Genomic DNA, 16,792 nt, shown 5'->3' with positions numbered 1-16,792 from the left:
GCCCCGGCGGGCCGGCCGGTGGGTGCCCGCCCGCCGGTCAGCCGCGGAAGCCGAGCATGCCGTGCAGGGCCGCGCCGCCCGCGGAGGGTGCGGCGGCCCGGGTCGCGGCGGCCGGCTTCGGGGCGGGCTGCGCGGGGCAGGCGGCGTCCGCGGCCTTCCCCGTCCGCAGGTACGCCGCCACCTTCTCGTCCAGGCAGGTGTTGCCGCTCAGGGCGACGCCGTGGTTGCCGCCGCCCTCCTCCACCACCAGGGCGGAGCCCTTCAGCTTGTCCCGCATGCTCAGCGCGCCCGAGAACGGGGTCGCGGCGTCCTCCGTGGCCGCGAGGAGCAGGGCGGGCGGCAGCCCGGTGTTGGTCACGTCGGGGGCCCGCAGCGACTCCGTCGGCCAGAAGGCGCACGGGGCGTTGTACCAGGCGTTGTTCCACGTCATGAACGGTGCGACGGCGTGCGTGCGCCAGGTGTCCGCGCGCCACCGGTTCCAGTCCCGGGGCCACGCCGAGTCCCGGCACTGCACCGCCGTGTACACGCTGTAGCTGTTGCCCGCCGAGGGCTCCACCGCCCCGAACCGCTCGTACGCCGACACCAGCGGCTTGGGGTCCCCGGCCACCGCGTACGCCGCGAAGGCCTCGGCCAGGGCGGGCCAGTAGCCGTCGTAGTAGCCGCCCGGCATGTAGGTGTCCTCCAGCTCGGCCGGGCCCACCTTGCCGCCCGCCGGGGTCGCCCGCACCGCCTCGCGCATCGCGTACCAGCGCTCCTCGACCTCCGCCGCGCCGGTGCCGAGGCGGTAGGTGGCGTCGTGCTTCGCCACCCAGGCCAGGAACGCCTTGTGGCGGGCGTCGAAGGCCCGGTCCTGGGCCAGGTTGTCCTCGTACCAGACCCCGTTCGGGTCCACCACGGAGTCGAGGACCAGCCGGTGGACGCGGTCCGGGTGCAGCTTGGCGTACACCGCGCCGAGGTACGTCCCGTACGAGTAGCCGAAGTAGCTGATCCGCGCTGCCCCGAGGGCGGTCCGCACGGCCTCGATGTCGCGGGCGGCCGCGACCGTCCCGATGTACGGCAGGACGTCGGCGTGCCGGGCCTGGCAGGACTCGGCGAAGGAGCGGACCCGTTCCAGGTTGGCGCGCTCGGTGCGGGCGTCGCGCGGTACGGAGTCGGGGCGGACGGGGTTGAAGTGGCCCGGCCCGCAGTCCAGGACCGGCTCGCTGCGGCCCACCCCGCGGGGGTCGAAGCCGATCACGTCGTACTGCGCGGCCACGTCCTTGGGCAGGGCCGACGCGACGTACCCGGCCAGGGTCCGGCCGCTGCCGCCCGGACCGCCGGGGTTCACCAGCAGCGGGCCCTGGGAGGCGGCCGCGGTGTGCGGGACGCGGGTCAGCGCGAGGGCGATCCGCCGCCCGGCGGGGTCGTCGTGGTCGAGGGGGACCGTGAGGGAGGCGCACTGCAGGGTGGGGTAGCGGGGGGTCGCGCAGTCGGCCCAGCGCAGGGCCGCCGGCGCCGGGGCGGGGACCGGGGCGGCGGTGACCGGGCTCGCGAGGGCGGCGACGACGGTGGAGATCGACAGCAGGACGGCGGCGCGCTTCTTCACGGGGGTGCGCGCGGTCACGGGGTGGAGCATGGGGCCTCCCAGCCGAGGGTTCTGGGCGGAATCGTCCCGGAAACCGCGGCGGGAAGCCGGGATTGGGACCCCGATTGGCCCGATGTGATGACCCCTCGGCGGGGCGGCCGGTGTCAGGGAGGGTTCACAGCAGGGTCAGCTGGGTGGCCCCGGCGGGCGCCGCCCCGGCCGGCCCGTCGGCGGGCCGCTCGGGGGTCACCACGCGCCGGGCCGCGCCCGGCCCGGCGGGGCCGATGCCGAATTCGGCCGCCAGTTCGTGGACTTGGCGGGTGATCTGCCGCTGGTACCAGGTCGGCGCGTACGCCCCGCCCGCGTACATCCGTGCGTACCGCTCGACCAGGTGCGGGTGGTGCGCGCGCAGCCAGGCGGTGAACCACTCGCGCGCGCCCGGCCGCAGATGGAGTACCAGGGGTGTCACGGAGGTGGCGCCGGACGCGGCGACGGCCCGGACGGTCTCGCGCAGCTGCCCGGGGGCGTCCCCGAGGAAGGGGATGACGGGGGCCATCAGCACCCCGCACTCGATGCCGGCGTCGGTGAGGGTCCGTACGGCGTTCAGCCGGGCGGCGGGCGAGGGGGTGCCGGGCTCGACGGTGCGCCACAGGGCGGTGTCGGTGAAGCCCACCGAGACGCTGACGCCGACGTCGGCGACCTCGGCGGCCTCGCGCAGCAGGGGGAGGTCGCGCAGGATCAGCGTGCCCTTGGTGAGGACGGAGAAGGGGTTGGCGCGGTCGCGCAGCGCGCCGATGATCCCGGGCATCAGCCGGTAGCGGCCCTCGGCGCGCTGGTAGCAGTCCACGTTGGTCCCCATGGCGATGTGCGCGCCCGTCCAGCGGGGTGCGGCGAGCTCGCGGCGCAGCAGGTCGGGGGCGTTCGTCTTGACGACGATCTGCGAGTCGAAGCCGATGCCGGTGTCGAGGTCGAGGTAGCCGTGGGTCTTGCGGGCGAAGCAGTACACGCAGGCGTGGCTGCAGCCCCGGTAGGGGTTGACCGTCCACTCGAACGGCATCCGCGAGGCCCCGGGCACCCGGTTCACGATCGAGCGGGCCCGCACCTCGTGGAAGGTGATCCCGCGGAATTCGGGGGTGTCGACGGTGCGGGTGACGACGCCGTCCACCCCGAAGAGCGCGGCCGGTCCGGTCGCCCGCTGCCCGTCCGCGGACCCGTCGGTCAGATGGTCCCAGCGCATGGGTGCCTCCCTTGGTGGTTCTTCCTCCCGACAATAGAACAAACGTTCCCATGATCGTGCGGCCCGGCCGGGCGGCCGAGGGCGCCCGGCCGCCGCCGGGCCTTCCCGGCGACCCCGGATTTGGGCCGTCGGGCCGGAGGTGGTTGGCTTCGCCGTGACGAGCGATCACAACTGCTGGAGGAACAGCCATGGCGCAGGTCGAGGCCACCACGGAGCGGATCATCGCGGCCGACGCGGAGACGGTGTTCGACGCGCTGGCGGACTACGCCGGGACCCGGGGCAAGCTGCTTCCCGAGCACTTCAGCGAGTACGAGGTGCGCGAGGGCGGCGACGGCGAGGGCACCCTCGTGCACTGGAAGCTCCAGGCCACCAGCAAGCGCGTGCGCGACTGCCTGCTGGAGGTCTCCGAGCCCACCGACGGGCAGCTGGTCGAGAAGGACCGCAACTCCTCCATGGTCACCACCTGGACCGTGACCCCGGCCGGCGAGGGCCGGTCCCGGGTCGTCGCCGCCACCGTGTGGAACGGCGCCGGCGGGATCGGCGGCTTCTTCGAGCGCACCTTCGCCCCCAAGGGCCTCGGCCGCATCTACGACACCCTGCTGGCCAACCTCGCCGCCGAGGTCGAGGGCTGACGCTCCCGCCCGGAGCGCCGGAGCCCGGAGCCCGCCGACCCGGAGCCCGGCCGCGCCCGGCGGGCGCGCCCTCGGCCGCGCCGGGCGCCCCCCGGCGCCGGGTCGCCGGGGCTCACCGGATCGGGTGGTCCTACCGCCCGGGCGTGCCCCCCGGCCGCCCGGGGACCGGGCGGCTAGGGTGAGGCCCTGCGTCCGCGCCGTACCACGGGCGCGCGCCGCACCGCCGCACGACCGACCGCCCGGGGGCCCGATGAAGATCCTCATCTCCGCCGACATGGAAGGCGCCACCGGCGTCACCTGGCCCTCCGACGTGCTGCCCGGCACCCCGCAGTGGGAGCGCTGCCGGTCCCTGTTCACCTCGGACGTGAACGCCGCCGTCCTCGGCTTCCACGACGGCGGCGCCGACCGGGTCCTCGTCAACGAGGCCCACTGGACCATGCGCAACCTGCTGCTGGAGAAGCTCGACGCCCGCACCGAGATGCTGACCGGCCGCCACAAGGCGCTCTCCATGGTCGAAGGCGTCCAGTACGGCGACGTCGACGGCGTCGCCTTCGTCGGCTACCACACGGGCGCCGGCGCGGAAGGCGTCCTCGCCCACACCTACCTCGCCAACTCCATCACCGGGGTCTGGGTCAACGGCGTCCGCGCCAGCGAGGGCCTCCTCAACGCGCACGTCGTCGCCGAGTTCGGGGTGCCCGTGGTGCTCGTCACCGGCGACGACCTGACCTGTGTCGACGCCGCCGGCTACGCCCCGGACGCGGTGACCGTCGCGGTCAAGGACCACGTGTCGCGCTACGCCGCCGTCTGCCGGACCCCGGCCCGCACCGCCGCCGACATCCGCGCCGCCGCCAAGGAGGCCGCGGCCCTCGCGGTGCGCCACGAACCGGTCCGCGGCGGCCCCTTCGGCGTGGAGCTGGAGTTCGACGCCGAGCACCTGGCGATGGCCGCGACCGTGGTCCCGGGCGTCGAGCGGTGCGGCGAACGCAGGGTCGACTACACCAGCGAGACGATGTACGAGGGGATTCGCACCTTCAAGGCGGTCACGACCGTCGTCTCCTCGGCCGTGGAGGAGCACTATGGCTGACATGCCCGCAGTAACCGCCGAGGCCCCGGCCGCCGCCGTGGACCGGGTCGCGCTCGACGAGGTCGTCGAGTTCACCTCCGGCCTCATCCGCATCGACACCAGCAACCGGGGCGGCGGCGACTGCCGCGAGCGCCCGGCGGCCGAGTACGTCGCCGAGCGCCTCGCGGCCGCCGGCCTGGAACCGGTCCTGCTGGAGCGGACCCGGGGCCGCACCAACGTGGTCGCCCGGATCGAGGGCACCGACCCCTCCGCCGAGGCCCTCCTCGTCCACGGCCACCTCGACGTGGTGCCGGCCGAGGCCGCCGACTGGACGGTGGACCCCTTCTCCGGCGAGGTCCGCGACGGTGTGGTCTGGGGCCGCGGCGCGGTCGACATGAAGAACATGGACGCGATGGTCCTGGCCGTCGTACGGGCCTGGGCGCGCGCCGGGGTCCGACCGCGCCGGGACGTCGTCCTCGCCTACACCGCCGACGAGGAGGACAGCGCCGTCGACGGGGCCGGCTTCCTCGCCGACCGGCACGCGCGGCTCTTCGAGGGCTGTACGGAGGGGCTCAGCGAGTCCGGTGCCTTCACCGTGCACGCCGGCCCCGGCCGCACCCTCTACCCCATCGCCGCGGGCGAACGCGGCACCGCCTGGCTCAAGCTGACCGCGACCGGCACCGCCGGCCACGGCTCGAAGCCCAACCGGGCCAACGCCGTCAGCCGGCTCGCGGCCGCGGTGGCCCGGATCGGCGAACACCGCTGGCCCGTCCGGCTCACCCGTACCGTCACCGCCTGCATCACCGAACTCGCCGCCCTCCAGGGCCTGTCGGCGGCTCCCGGCTCGCCCGGCTTCCGCCTCGACGAGGTCCTCGCCGGCCTGGGTCCGGCCGCCACCCTGGTGGAGGCGACCGTGCGCAACAGCGCCAACCCCACCATGCTCAGCGCCGGCTACAAGCTGAACGTCATCCCCGGACAGGCCGTCGGATACGTGGACGGGCGGATGCTGCCCGGTGGCGAGGCCGAGTTCATCGCCACCCTCGACGCCCTCACCGGGCCGGACGTGCAGTGGGAGTTCCAGCACCGCGAGGTCGCGCTGGAGGCCCCCGTGGACGGGCGCACGTACGCGGTCCTGCGCGAGTCCGTCGAGCGGTTCGACCCGGACGGGCACGTGGTCCCCTTCTGCATGGCGGGCGGCACCGACGCCAAGCAGTTCTCCCGGCTCGGGATCACCGGGTACGGCTTCTCCCCGCTGAAGCTGCCGCCCGGATTCGACTACTGGTCCCTGTTCCACGGCGTGGACGAGCGGGTGCCCGTCGAGGCCCTGCACTTCGGCGTCCGCGTCCTCGACCACGCACTGCGGACCCTGTGAGGGAGACCTTGTGATGGCGGCGGTGACCCTGCCCTACGGCAGCTGGCCCTCCCCGATCGACGCCGCGCTCGCCGCCTCGCTCGACGGGCGGCCCGAGTACGTCGGCACGGTCGGCGCCGAGGTCTGGTGGACCGAGCCCCGCCCCGAGGAGGCCGGCCGGCGCACCCTCGTGCGCCGCCGGCCCGACGGGGACGCGCCGGAGGTCACGGCGCTGCCCGCGCCGTGGAACGTCCGCAGCCGGGTCACCGAGTACGGCGGCCGCCCCTGGGCCGGTACCGCACGGCCCTCGGACGGGCCCCTGGTGGTCTTCGCCCACTTCGACGACCAGCGGCTGTACGCGTTCGAGCCGGACGCCCCGGGCGGCCCCGACCCGCGCCCCCTCACCCCGCCGTCCCCCGGCGGCGGCCTGCGGTGGGCCGATCCGGTGCTGCGCGGCGCCGAGGTGTGGTGCGTGCTGGAGGAGTCCACCGGGCCCGCGCCCACCGACGTGCGCCGCGTGCTCGCCGCCGTACCGCTCGACGGATCGGCCGCGCGCGACCGCACCCGGGTACGGGAGCTCACCGACGGCCGGCACCGCTTCAGCACCGGGCCCCGGCTCTCGCCGGACGGCCGGCGCGCCGCCTGGATCGCCTGGGACCACCCCCGGATGCCGTGGGACGGCACCGAGCTCAAGCTGGCCGAGATCACCCCGGACGGGCGGCTGGAGGGGACCCGGACCGTGCTCGGCGGCCCCGAGGAGTCCGTGGCCCAGGTCGACTGGACGCCCGGCGGGGCCCTGCTCGCGGTGAGCGACCGGGGCGGCTGGTGGAACCCGTACCGGGTCGACCCCGAGGGAGGCGGCGCCGTCAACCTCTGCCCCCGCGAAGAGGAGTTCGGCGGTCCGCTGTGGAAGCCGGGGCTGCGCTGGATCGCCCCGCTGCCCGACGGCCTGGTGGCCGTGCTGCACGGCCGGGGCGCCCCGGTGCTCGGCGTCCTGGACCCCGACAGCGGGGACCTGGTCGACGCCGCCGGGCCCTGGACGGCCTGGCAGCCGACCCTCGCCGTCAGCGGCACCCGCGTCTACGGGGTCGCCGCCAGCCCGCGCAGCGCGTACGAGGTGGTCGAGCTGGACACGACCACCGGGCACACCCGGGTGGTCGGCGCCGAGGGCATCGACCCGGTCGACCCCGCCTACTACCCCGAGCCGCAGACCCGCACCTTCCCCGGACCGGACGACCGGGAGATCCACGCCCACGTCTACCCGCCGCACCACCCGGCCTGCCGGGCCGCCCCGGAGGAAGCGCCCCCGTACGTGGTGTGGGCGCACGGCGGGCCCACCGACCACGTGCCGCCCGTGCTCGACCTGCACATCGCGTACTTCACCTCCCGCGGCATCGGGGTCGTCGAGGTGAACTACGGCGGCTCCACCGGCTACGGGCGCGCCTACCGGGAGCGGCTGCGCGGGCAGTGGGGCGTCGTCGACGTCGAGGACTGCGCGGCCGTCGCCCGGGCCCTGGCCGCCGAGGGCACCGCCGACCCGGACCGGCTGGCCATCCGCGGCGGCAGCGCCGGCGGGTGGACGGCGGCGGCCTCGCTCGCCGCCACCGGCCTCTACGCCTGCGCCGCGGTCATCTACCCGGTGCTGGACCTGGTCGGCTTCGCCGACGAGACCCACGATCTGGAGTCCCGGTACATCGACGGGCTCGTCGGACCGCCGCAGACCCTCGCCGTACGCTGCCGCGAGCGCTCGCCACTGGCCCTGGCCGACCGGATCACCGCCCCCTTCGTGCTGCTCCAGGGGTTGGAGGACCCGGTCTGCCCGCCCGCCCAGGCCGAGCGGTTCCTGGCCGCGCTGCGCGGCCGGCCGGTCCCGCACGCGTACGTGGCCTTCGCGGGCGAGGGGCACGGCTTCCGGCGCGCGGAGACCATGGTCCGGGCCTTGGAGGCGGAACTGTCGCTGTACGCGCAGGTCTTCGGGATCGAGCGGACGGACGTGCCGCTGCTGCGGCTGGAGCCGTGAGCGGCGCGGACCGCGCGCCCGGCCCCGGCGGGGACGCGGTCGCGGTCGGGCCGCCGTGCCGCCGTCAGGCGGACGGGATCCAGACGCGGAGCGGGCCGAGCGTGGTGAAGCCCGCGCGCAGGGCGGCGTCCAGATCGTCCCCCGACTCGTAGCCCACCACGGACAGCCCCGGCCAGCGGGCCGCGACCGCGGTCAGGGTGCCCGCCCAGGCGGCGCCCGCGGTGGTGTCCGGGTGGGCGAACAGGTTGGAGACGCCCACGACCGGGCCGGTGCGGTTCGCGACCGCGCCGGCGACGATCCGGCCGCCGCTGCGGCCCGCCAGGAAGACCAGGTCCCCGGCCGCCGCGCCGGTCGCCAGGGCCGGGCCGAACAGGCCGGGGGCCGCACCGTCCCAGGCGGCCTCCCACTCGGCGAGCTCGGCCGCGCCGGCCACCGCGGACCAGGCGAGCGACGGCCCGGCGACCACGCCGGCCGGGCCCGCGGGGCGGTGGATCCACTGGGCCTCGAACAGCACCCGGAACCCCTCGGGGCCCAGGTCGAGGGCGGCGAAGCTGTCCTTCACCGAACAGCCGGGGGAGCGGGTGTCGATCCCGGCGACGAGCGCGGCCGGCGAGGCGGCCCGGGTCAGCGTCACCGCGTCGGGGTAGAGCGGCGGGGTCCGCCGGGCGCTGGTCCACGCGTCCGGGCCGAAGGCGCCCACCGCGCCGTGGGCGCGGCAGACGGCGTCGCACCAGACGGCGTTGTTGCGCGCGGCCGCCAGCAGGAGGGCCTGAGTGTCGTGGGTGATGATCACACCGGGGATGGTGTCACACGTTCCGACCTGGGGCGTTGGACCCCAACGGGCCCCGCGGCCCGGGCGCGCGATGCGGCCCGCGCGCCCACCGGGCCTCCGCCGGGCCCGAGTTCACCCGCGCAGTCCACGGTCCGCGTCCACCTCCGCCCCGTGCCCACCGGCCACATGCGGGCGCCCCGCGCCCCGCATCGCGCCCCGCATCGCGCAGGATGAGGGCATGCGATCCCTGGTGCTCCTCGACGCCCCGTCCAACCTCGGCCTGCGGCCGCCCGCGCCCGGCACCGTCCCCGGTGTCTACAAACTGGCCGGGGCCCTGCGCGAACAGGGCCTCCTCGCCCGGCTCGGCGCCCGCGAGGGCGGGGTGGTCGTCCCGCCCCGCTACGACCGCGGCGACTGGCGCGAGGGCGACGGGGTGTTCCACGCCGACGCCCTCGCCGCGTACACCGTCACCCTCGCCGACCGCATCGAACGCCACCTGCGGGCCGGGGAGTTCCCCGTCGTGCTCGGCGGCGACTGCTCGATCCAGCTCGGTGCCTCGCTGGCGATGCGGCGGCTCGGCCGGTACGGCCTGGCCGCGATCGACGGCTCCGCCGACTTCCGCCACACCGGCAACGAGGCCGTGAACGGGCCGGTCGGCGCGGCGGGCGGGGAGGAGCTGGCCCTGGCCACCGGGCGCGGGCAGGCCGGCCTCGCGGACCTGGAGGGCCTCGGCCCGTACCTGCGCGACGAGGACGTACGGCTCTTCGGACTGCGCGACGGCGACGCCGACCTGCCCGAGCTGCGGGCGGCCGGGATGGGCGCGGCCACGGTCGGCGAGATCCGCGAGCTCGGTGCGGGACCGGTGGCGCGGGCCGCCCTGGAGGGCCTGAACCCGCCGGCCACCGCGGGCTTCTGGGTGCACCTGGACGCCGACGTGCTGGACCCGGCCGTGATGCCGGCGGTGGACAGCCCGGACCCCGGCGGCCTCCTCCCCGACGAACTGTCCGAACTGCTCGGGGTGCTGGTGCGCTCGCCGCGCTGCGTCGGCCTCAACGTCACCATCTACGACCCGGACCTCGACCCGGACGCGCGTGCGGGCGCGCTCCTCGCGGACCTGGTCGCGGGCGCCTTTGCGTAATCCTGACCGGTGGTCCTCCGCGGAACCCCTGTGCACCGGCCGCCCCGGCGTGTTCCATTCCCCTCATGGCCACCACCGTCCGACGCGCCGTACTGACCCTCCCCGCAGCCCCGTTGGGCCCCGAGAACCCCCTGCCCTCCCTGCGCCCGCCCGCCGAGGTCCACACCCTCGACGAGCGCGCGCGGGGCGGGCTGCCGCGCGACATGGCCCGGCAGATCGGGTACGAGCCGCTGCGCTCCCTGCTGCCCGTCCGGCTCCGCGACGGCTACGGACGGGAGCGCGCGGAGCGGGAGTTCGACTCGATCGTCATCGAGAACGAACACCTGCGGGTCACCGTCCTGCCCGGTCTCGGCGGCCGCGTCCACTCGCTCGTCCACCTGGCCACCGGACGTGAACTCCTCTACCGCAACCCGGTGTTCCAGCCCGCCAACTTCGCCCTGAACGGCGCCTGGTTCTCCGGCGGCATCGAGTGGAACACCGGGGCCACCGGCCACACCACCCTCTCGTGCGCCCCCGTGCACGCCGCACTCGTCCCGGCCCCCGACGGCGGTGCGATGGTCCGGCTGTGGGAGTGGGAGCGGCTGCGCGACCTGCCGTTCCAGGTGGACCTGTGGCTGCCGCAGGACGCGGAGTTCCTCTACGTCGGCGTCCGGCTGCGCAACCCGCACGAGCGCCCCGCCCCCGTGTACTGGTGGTCCAACATCGCCGTTCCCGAGGAACCGGGGACGCGGATCCTCGCCCCCGCCGACGAGGCCTGGCACTTCGGCTACGAGCGCGCGCTGCGCCGCGTCCCGGTACCGGAATGGGAGGGCGCCGACCGCACGTACCCGCTCGCCGGCGCGTACCCCGCCGACTACTTCTACGACCTCCGGGAGGGGGACCGGCCCTGGATCGCCTCGCTGGACGGCGCCGGGCAGGGCCTCGTCCAGACCTCCACCGGGCTGCTGCGCGGGCGCAAGCTGTTCGTCTGGGGGGCCGGCGCGGGGGGCCGGCGCTGGCAGGAGTGGCTGACCGAGCCGGGCACGGGCGGCTACGCGGAGATCCAGGCCGGGCTGGCCCGCACGCAGCTGGAGCACGTACGGCTGGAGGGCGGGGCGGAGTTCAGCTGGCTGGAGGCGTACGGCCCGCTGGCCGCGGACCCGGAGGCGGTGCACGGGCCCGACTGGGCGGCGGCGCGCGGAGCGGCCGGGGCCGCGCTGGAGGCCGTACTGCCCCGGGAGCGGGTGGACGCGGCGTACGAGGCGTGGCGCGGCCGCGCCGACACCGAGCCGGGGGAGCGGCTGGCGGCCGGTTCGGGCTGGGGGGCGCTGGAGGTGCTGCGCGCGGGGCTGGAGCTGCCGGGCACCCCGTTCGAGGAGGCCACGCTCGGGGAGGAGCAGGCGCCGTGGCTGGAGCTGTGGCGCACGGGCGTCCTCCCCGCGCCAGGCCGGGTGGCGCCGCCCGGGCCGAGCCTGGTCGCCACGCACTGGCGGGACATGCTGGAAACGGCCCCGGCGGACCCGCTGACCGAGTACCACCTCGGGGTGGCGCAGTGGCACGCGGGCGACGTGGCCCAGGCGGTGCGGAGCTGGGAGCGCGGGCTGCCGCTCGCCCCCTCGCGGTGGCCGCTGCTGCGCTGCCTGGCGGTGGCGGACGCACTGGCCGGCGATCCGGCGCGGGCGGCGGACGGGTACGCGGCGGCCTTCGCGGACCTGGCCGGGGAGACCCGGGGCGGCGAGGGCTGGGCGGCGGCCGAGTACGCGCTGGGCCTGGAGGCGATGGCCGCGCTGCTGGCGGCCGGGCGGCTGCCCGAGGCCCGCGGCGTGTGGGACCGGCTGCGGCCCGCGCTGCGCGAGCGGGGCCGCTTCCGGCTGCTGGCGGCCCGGCTGCTGGCGGCGGAGGGGCACGTGGCCGCGGCCCGGCGGGTCTTCGAGGACGGCTTCGAGATCCCGGACCTGCGGGAGGGCGAGGAGACCCTGTCCGAGGCCTGGGCGGACCTGACCGACCACCCGCTGCCGGCCCGCTACGACTTCCGGATGCGGCCGCCGGGGGAGGGGGAGGCGCGCTGAGGCCGGGGCCCGGGTCCGGGCCCGCACCGTCGGACACATGTACCCAATCCGGACGTACGAGCGGTTTGCGCCCTGGGGTGCCGGGTAGCCGGAGGAGAGGCGGAACAGATCGTTCCGGCCTGCGCCCCTACGCGTCGTCCTGGAGATGTTCATGTCCGACCAGCGCAAGAGCCCGTTCGCGACCGTCAACCCGTACACCGGTGAGACCCTCGCGGAATTCGACGCCATCGAGGGCGATGCGGTGGACGACGCGGTCGAAACGGCGGGCCGGGCCTTCGAGGCCTGGCGGGCCCGGCCGATCGCCGAGCGGGCCGCCGTCGTCGCCCGCGCGGCCGGACTGATGCGCGAGCGCAAGGAGGAGCTGGCCCGGACGATCACCCTGGAGATGGGCAAGCTCATCGCGGAGGCGCGCGGAGAGGTGGACCTCGCCGCGTCGATCCTGGACTACTACGCCGAGCACGGCCCGGAGTTCGCCGCCGCCGAGCCGCTCGACGTCGAGGAGGGGGAAGCGTACCTGGTCAGCGAGCCCCTCGGAGTCCTGCTGGGGGTCATGCCGTGGAACTTCCCGCTCTACCAGGTGGTCCGGTTCGCCGGCCCCAACCTGGTCCTGGGCAACACCGTCCTGGTCAAGCACGCCGGCATCTGCCCGCAGTCGGCACTGGCCCTGGAGTCCCTGTTCCGTGACGCCGAGGCCCCCGAGGGGGTCTACACCAACCTCTTCGTGAGCCACGACGAGATCGCGCGCGTCATCGACAGCCCGGTGGTCCGCGGAGCCTCCCTGACCGGCAGCGAGAAGGCGGGCGCCGAGGTCGCCGAACGGGCGGGGCGGAACATGAAGCCCAGCCTGCTGGAGCTCGGCGGCAGCGACGTCTTCGTCGTCCTCGACCGCGAGGGGCTGGAGCGCACCATCGGCGCCGCGGTGGCGGGCCGGATGGCGAACACCGGCCAGAGCTGCGTCGCCTCGAAGCGGTTCATCGTGCTGGACGAGATCCACGACGACTTCGTGGACGGACTGCGCCGCGCCTTCGAGGAGCTGCGGCCGGGCGACCCGGCGGACGAGGCGACCACCCTCGGCCCGCTCTCCTCGGAACGGGCGGCCGCCGACCTGGCCGACCAGATCCGCGAGACCGTGGAGCAGGGGGCGGAGCTCGTCACCGGCGGCCACCGGATCGACCGCCCCGGCGCCTTCGTCGAACCGACGGTCCTCACCGGCGTCAAGCCGGGCATGCGCGCCTACGCCGAGGAACTCTTCGGCCCCGCCGCCGTGGTCTACCGGGTGGCCGACGAGGACGAGGCCGTCGCCCTGGCCAACGACAGCCGGTACGGCCTCGGCGGCTCCGTCTTCTGCGCGGACGTGGAGCGCGGGCGTCGGGTCGCGGAGCGCATCGAGACCGGCATGGTCTGGGTCAACCACCCGACCTCCACCCAGCCCGACCTGCCGTTCGGCGGCATCAAGCGCTCGGGCTACGGGCGCGAGCTGTCGAAGCTCGGCACGCAGGAGTTCGTGAACCGCAAGCTGGTCCGCATCCTGCCGCCCGACGCGCGACTGCGCGGCATCGCCGGCTGACCCTCCCGTTCCCCTCTCCACCCCCCGTTCTTCACCGGCCTCGAAACCGGCGACCCCAGGAGCCACCGTGACCGCAGTACCGACCGTCACCCTCAACAACGCCGTCCGGATCCCGCAGCTCGGCTTCGGCACCTTCCAGATCCCCCCGGAGGACACCCGGGAGACGACCCTGGCCGCGCTGGCGGCCGGCTACCGGCACATCGACACCGCGGAGATGTACGGCAACGAGAAGGGCGTCGGCCAGGCGGTCCGGGACTCCGGCCTCGACCGCGACGAGGTCTTCGTGACCAGCAAGCTCGACAACGGCGCCCACGCGCACGACGACGCCCTGCGGGCCTTCGACGGCACCCTGGCCGCACTGGGCCTCGACCACCTGGACCTCTTCCTCGTCCACTGGCCGCTGCCCGGCAGGGGCGACTTCGTGGAGACCTGGCGGGCGATGGAGGAGATCTACCGCTCGGGGCGCGCCAAGGCCATCGGGGTGTCCAACTTCCAGCCCCACCACCTGCGCCGGCTGCTCGACGGCAGCACGGTGGTGCCCGCGGTCAACCAGATCGAGGTGCACCCCTACCTCACGCAGGACGAGGTCAGGGCCTTCGGCGCCGAACAGGGCATCGCCACCGAGGCCTGGTCTCCCATCGCCCAGGGCAAGGTGCTCGACGACCCGGCCATCGTGCGCATCGCGGAGCGGGTCGGCAAGTCGCCGGCCCAGGTGACCCTGCGCTGGCACCTCCAGCGCGGCGACATCGTCTTCCCGAAGTCCTCGACGCGCGAGCGCATGGAGGAGAACTTCGACCTCTTCGACTTCGAGCTCGGCGCGGGCGACATGGGCGAGATCTCCGCGCTGAACCGCGACGAGCGCACCGGCCCGGACCCGGACCGCTTCAACGGCTGAGGGCCCGGACGCCGGGACCGCGGGCCCCGCGGCACGGGTCAGGGGAGGGCCGCTCCGCGGGGCGGGCACCGTTCTCGTACGGGGCGACCCGGAGGCGGGCGGGGCCGTCGTCGCTCCGTGGCGGCGGATCCGGTCGAGCCGGGTCAGTGGACCCGGGCCAGGATCTCGCCGTTCAGGACCGAGAACCAGGCGTCCGGGTGGGCGCCCCAGGCCCGCCAGGCCGCGCTCAGGGACGCGAGCTCGGCCGGGGTGGCGTGGCCGCCGCGGGTGGCGGCCTCCGCGTACGCGGAGGCCGTCGTGCGGTCCGCCCACAGGGATGACCACCAGGCGGTCTCCTCCCCGGTCGCGAAGCACCAGGAGGTCGCCGAGGCCGCCACCTCGGTGAAGCCCGCCCCGCGCGCCCAGGCGTGCAGCCGCCGGCCCGCGTCCGGCTCGCCGCCGTTGGCGCGGGCCACCCGCCGGTAGAGGGCCAGCCACGCGTCCAGACCGGGCGCGGCGGGGTACCAGGTCATGGCCGCGTAGTCGGCGTCCCGGGCCGCCACGACCCCGCCGGGCCGGCACACCCGCCGCATCTCGCGCAGGGCCCGTACCGGATCGCCGACGTGCTGCAGGACCTGGTGGGCGTGGACCACGTCGAAGGAGTCGTCGGGGAAGTCCAGCGCGTGCACGTCGGCGGTGGCGAACGCGATCCCGGTCAGCCCGCGTTCCGCCGCGTGCCGCCGGGCCTGCTCCACGACCTCCGCCGAGGCGTCCACGGCGGTGACCCGGCCGCCCGGCGCCACCCGCTGCGCCAGGTCGGCCGTGATCGTGCCCGGGCCGCAGCCCACGTCCAGCACGGACAGGCCGGGGCGCAGCTCGCCGAGCAGGTACGCGGCCGAGTTCTCGGCGGTGCGCCACCGGTGCGAGCGCAGCACCGACTCGTGGTGGCCGTGGGTGTAGACGGCGCTCCCCCCGGCCGTGTTCCGGCCGTCCTCGGCCACGCGCCCGGCTCGGCTCCCGGCGTTCCCGGCGGTGTTCATGGGGCGACTCCTCTTCGTCGAAGCGAGGTGCCCACGGTAGACGTTCCGTTCGGCATATGAGATATGCGTTTTGACATGTGGACACGGGGTGTGCGTGCCAAGGGTGTCGTGTGCCCCGAGGGCGGGCAGGACCGGGCCGACCGTCGTGATGGTGCAGCGGGGGACAAATAATCGTATAAAGGTCAGGGTCGGGTGAGCCGGGTGGAGCGACGGCGGAAGGCGGGCGAGCGGTGGCGGGGATGCAGCGCACGACGGCGGAAGGCCGCGGCCCGGTCCGGTACGGCCCGCCCGCGCCCCAGCCGGGCCTGCCCGTACTGCCCGAGCTGCTCTCCGTCCTGACCGCCGCCGCCGGACGCACCGCCGCCGAACCGGCGGGCGGAGGGCCTGCGGTGCGCGAGGCGGCCTGCCGCCACTGGGGCCGGCGCGGGCTCCCGACCGCCCCGCAGGACGTCGCCGCGGGCCCCGGCGCCCCGGCCCTGCTGCTGGCCCTGCTCGCCGCCCACGGCGGGGACGTGCTGCTGCCCCGGCCCTGTCCCGCCTGGTGGACGCCGCAGGTCCGGATGCTGGGCCGACGGGCCTACCACGTGCCGACCCCGGCCGAGTGCGGGGGCGTACCGGACCCGTACGCGCTGCTGGAGACCGTACGGCGGGTGCGCGCCGAGGGCGGCGACCCGCGGGTACTGCTCCTGTCGGCCGCCGACGACCCGACCGCCACCGTCCCGCCGCCGGACATGCTGCGCGAGGCCTGCGAGGCGGCCGAGTCCGCCGGGCTGTTCGTCGTCAGCGACGAGAGCTGGCGCGACACCGTCCACCGGCCCCGCGAAACCCTGGTCCTCAGCCCCGCCGAGATGCTCCCCGACGGGGCCGCCGTCCTCGTCGACCTGGCCGGCGCGCTGCTCCCGGCCTCCTGGCCGGCCGCCGTGCTCCGCTTCCCCGACACCCCGCGCGGAACCTGGCTGCGGGCCCGGACCCTCGACGTGCTCACCGCCACCGGAGCCCTGGTCGCCGGACCGGTGGCGGCGGCCGCCGCGCACGCGCTCGACGAACCGGACGCCGTCGCCGGGCGCGCCTGGGCGGAAGCCGCCCTGCACGGCGCCGTCGCCGCCGCCGCCCACCGCGAGCTGCTCGCCGCGGGTGCGCTCGCCCGGCCCCCGCAGGCCGGCCGGCACCTCTACGCCGACCTCGGCCCGCTGCGGGCCGGGCTGGCCCGGCAGGGGGTCGGCGACGCGATGGAGCTGGAGGACTGGCTCGGGGCCCGGCTCGGCGTGCCGACGCCCGGCGGGCAGCGGTTCGCCGACGAGCTCGGCGCGCTGCGGGTGCGGCTGTCGACCGGGCCGCTGCTGGGCGCGACCCCGCAGGAGCGGCTGGCCGCGCTGCACGCCCGCGACCCCCTCGGCCTCCCGCACGTGCGGCGCGCCCTGGACCTCCTCGGATCCACCCTGGGCGGCCTGGCCTGAGGACCGGGCCCCGGCCGCAGCCCGACCCG

13 protein-coding genes are annotated in these 16,792 nt (G+C 76.0%); 9 read left to right on the top strand and 4 right to left on the bottom strand.

Annotated elements, in window-relative coordinates:
- Positions 1 to 37: 37 nt before the first annotated feature.
- Together CP968_RS06890 and CP968_RS06885 are read right to left on the bottom strand one after the other, a co-directional pair.
- Positions 38 to 1,615 (bottom strand): alpha/beta hydrolase, encoded by a 1,578-nt coding sequence (locus tag CP968_RS06890; RefSeq protein ID WP_150517149.1) that lies wholly within the window; start codon positions 1,613 to 1,615, stop codon positions 38 to 40.
- A gap of 124 nt (positions 1,616 to 1,739) precedes the next feature.
- Positions 1,740 to 2,801: an Rv2578c family radical SAM protein gene (locus CP968_RS06885; protein WP_150517148.1), complete on the bottom strand. Its 1,062-nt coding sequence runs from the start codon at positions 2,799 to 2,801 to the stop codon at positions 1,740 to 1,742.
- 188 nt (positions 2,802 to 2,989) lie between these two features.
- On the opposite strand from CP968_RS06885, the gene CP968_RS06880 reads away from it, so the two are divergent.
- From CP968_RS06880 to CP968_RS06865, 4 genes are all read left to right on the top strand, one after another.
- Positions 2,990 to 3,433 carry an SRPBCC family protein gene (locus CP968_RS06880; RefSeq protein WP_150517147.1) on the top strand — a complete coding sequence of 148 codons (444 nt, stop codon included), beginning with the start codon at positions 2,990 to 2,992 and terminating at the stop codon, positions 3,431 to 3,433.
- A 250-nt stretch (positions 3,434 to 3,683) separates the two neighbouring features.
- Positions 3,684 to 4,517 (top strand): M55 family metallopeptidase, encoded by an 834-nt coding sequence (locus CP968_RS06875; RefSeq protein WP_150517146.1) that lies wholly within the window; start codon positions 3,684 to 3,686, stop codon positions 4,515 to 4,517.
- Entirely contained in the window at positions 4,510 to 5,868 is a 1,359-nt protein-coding gene (locus tag CP968_RS06870) for a M20/M25/M40 family metallo-hydrolase (protein ID WP_150517145.1), read from the top strand. The genes CP968_RS06875 and CP968_RS06870 overlap by 8 nt, the downstream gene beginning before the upstream one ends.
- 13 nt (positions 5,869 to 5,881) lie before the next feature.
- Entirely contained in the window at positions 5,882 to 7,867 is a 1,986-nt protein-coding gene (locus CP968_RS06865) for a dipeptidyl-peptidase 5 (RefSeq protein ID WP_150517144.1), read from the top strand.
- Between the two features lie 64 nt (positions 7,868 to 7,931).
- Here the strand turns inward: CP968_RS06865 and CP968_RS06860 are convergent, their stop codons facing one another.
- Positions 7,932 to 8,660 carry a hypothetical protein gene (locus CP968_RS06860; RefSeq protein ID WP_373304019.1) on the bottom strand — a complete coding sequence of 243 codons (729 nt, stop codon included), beginning with the start codon at positions 8,658 to 8,660 and terminating at the stop codon, positions 7,932 to 7,934.
- Positions 8,661 to 8,877: 217 nt separating this feature from the next.
- On the opposite strand from CP968_RS06860, the gene CP968_RS06855 reads away from it, so the two are divergent.
- From CP968_RS06855 to CP968_RS06840, 4 genes are all read left to right on the top strand, one after another.
- Positions 8,878 to 9,777, top strand: a complete 900-nt coding sequence (locus tag CP968_RS06855; protein ID WP_150517143.1) for an arginase family protein — start codon at positions 8,878 to 8,880, stop codon at positions 9,775 to 9,777.
- Between the two features lie 65 nt (positions 9,778 to 9,842).
- Entirely contained in the window at positions 9,843 to 11,825 is a 1,983-nt protein-coding gene (locus CP968_RS06850) for a DUF5107 domain-containing protein (protein WP_150517142.1), read from the top strand.
- 151 nt (positions 11,826 to 11,976) lie between these two features.
- On the top strand, positions 11,977 to 13,392 hold the full coding sequence (locus CP968_RS06845) for an NAD-dependent succinate-semialdehyde dehydrogenase (RefSeq protein WP_150517141.1): 1,416 nt from the start codon (positions 11,977 to 11,979) through the stop codon (positions 13,390 to 13,392).
- Positions 13,393 to 13,459: 67 nt separating this feature from the next.
- Positions 13,460 to 14,287: an aldo/keto reductase gene (locus CP968_RS06840; RefSeq protein ID WP_150517140.1), complete on the top strand. Its 828-nt coding sequence runs from the start codon at positions 13,460 to 13,462 to the stop codon at positions 14,285 to 14,287.
- Positions 14,288 to 14,430: 143 nt separating this feature from the next.
- Here the strand turns inward: CP968_RS06840 and CP968_RS06835 are convergent, their stop codons facing one another.
- The gene (locus CP968_RS06835; protein WP_150517139.1) at positions 14,431 to 15,306 is read right to left on the bottom strand and encodes a methyltransferase domain-containing protein; all 876 of its coding nucleotides are present in this window, start codon (positions 15,304 to 15,306) and stop codon (positions 14,431 to 14,433) included.
- Positions 15,307 to 15,545: 239 nt separating this feature from the next.
- Between CP968_RS06835 and CP968_RS06830 the strand changes: the two genes are divergently transcribed.
- The gene (locus CP968_RS06830; protein WP_150517138.1) at positions 15,546 to 16,763 is read left to right on the top strand and encodes an aminotransferase class I/II-fold pyridoxal phosphate-dependent enzyme; all 1,218 of its coding nucleotides are present in this window, start codon (positions 15,546 to 15,548) and stop codon (positions 16,761 to 16,763) included.
- Positions 16,764 to 16,792: the final 29 nt, after the last annotated feature.

Source organism: Streptomyces subrutilus, from assembly GCF_008704535.1.
Classification (GTDB): domain Bacteria; phylum Actinomycetota; class Actinomycetes; order Streptomycetales; family Streptomycetaceae; genus Streptomyces; species Streptomyces subrutilus.
The sequence above is the reverse complement of the archived record's forward strand: the minus strand, read 5'-3'. Positions and strand labels throughout refer to the sequence as shown.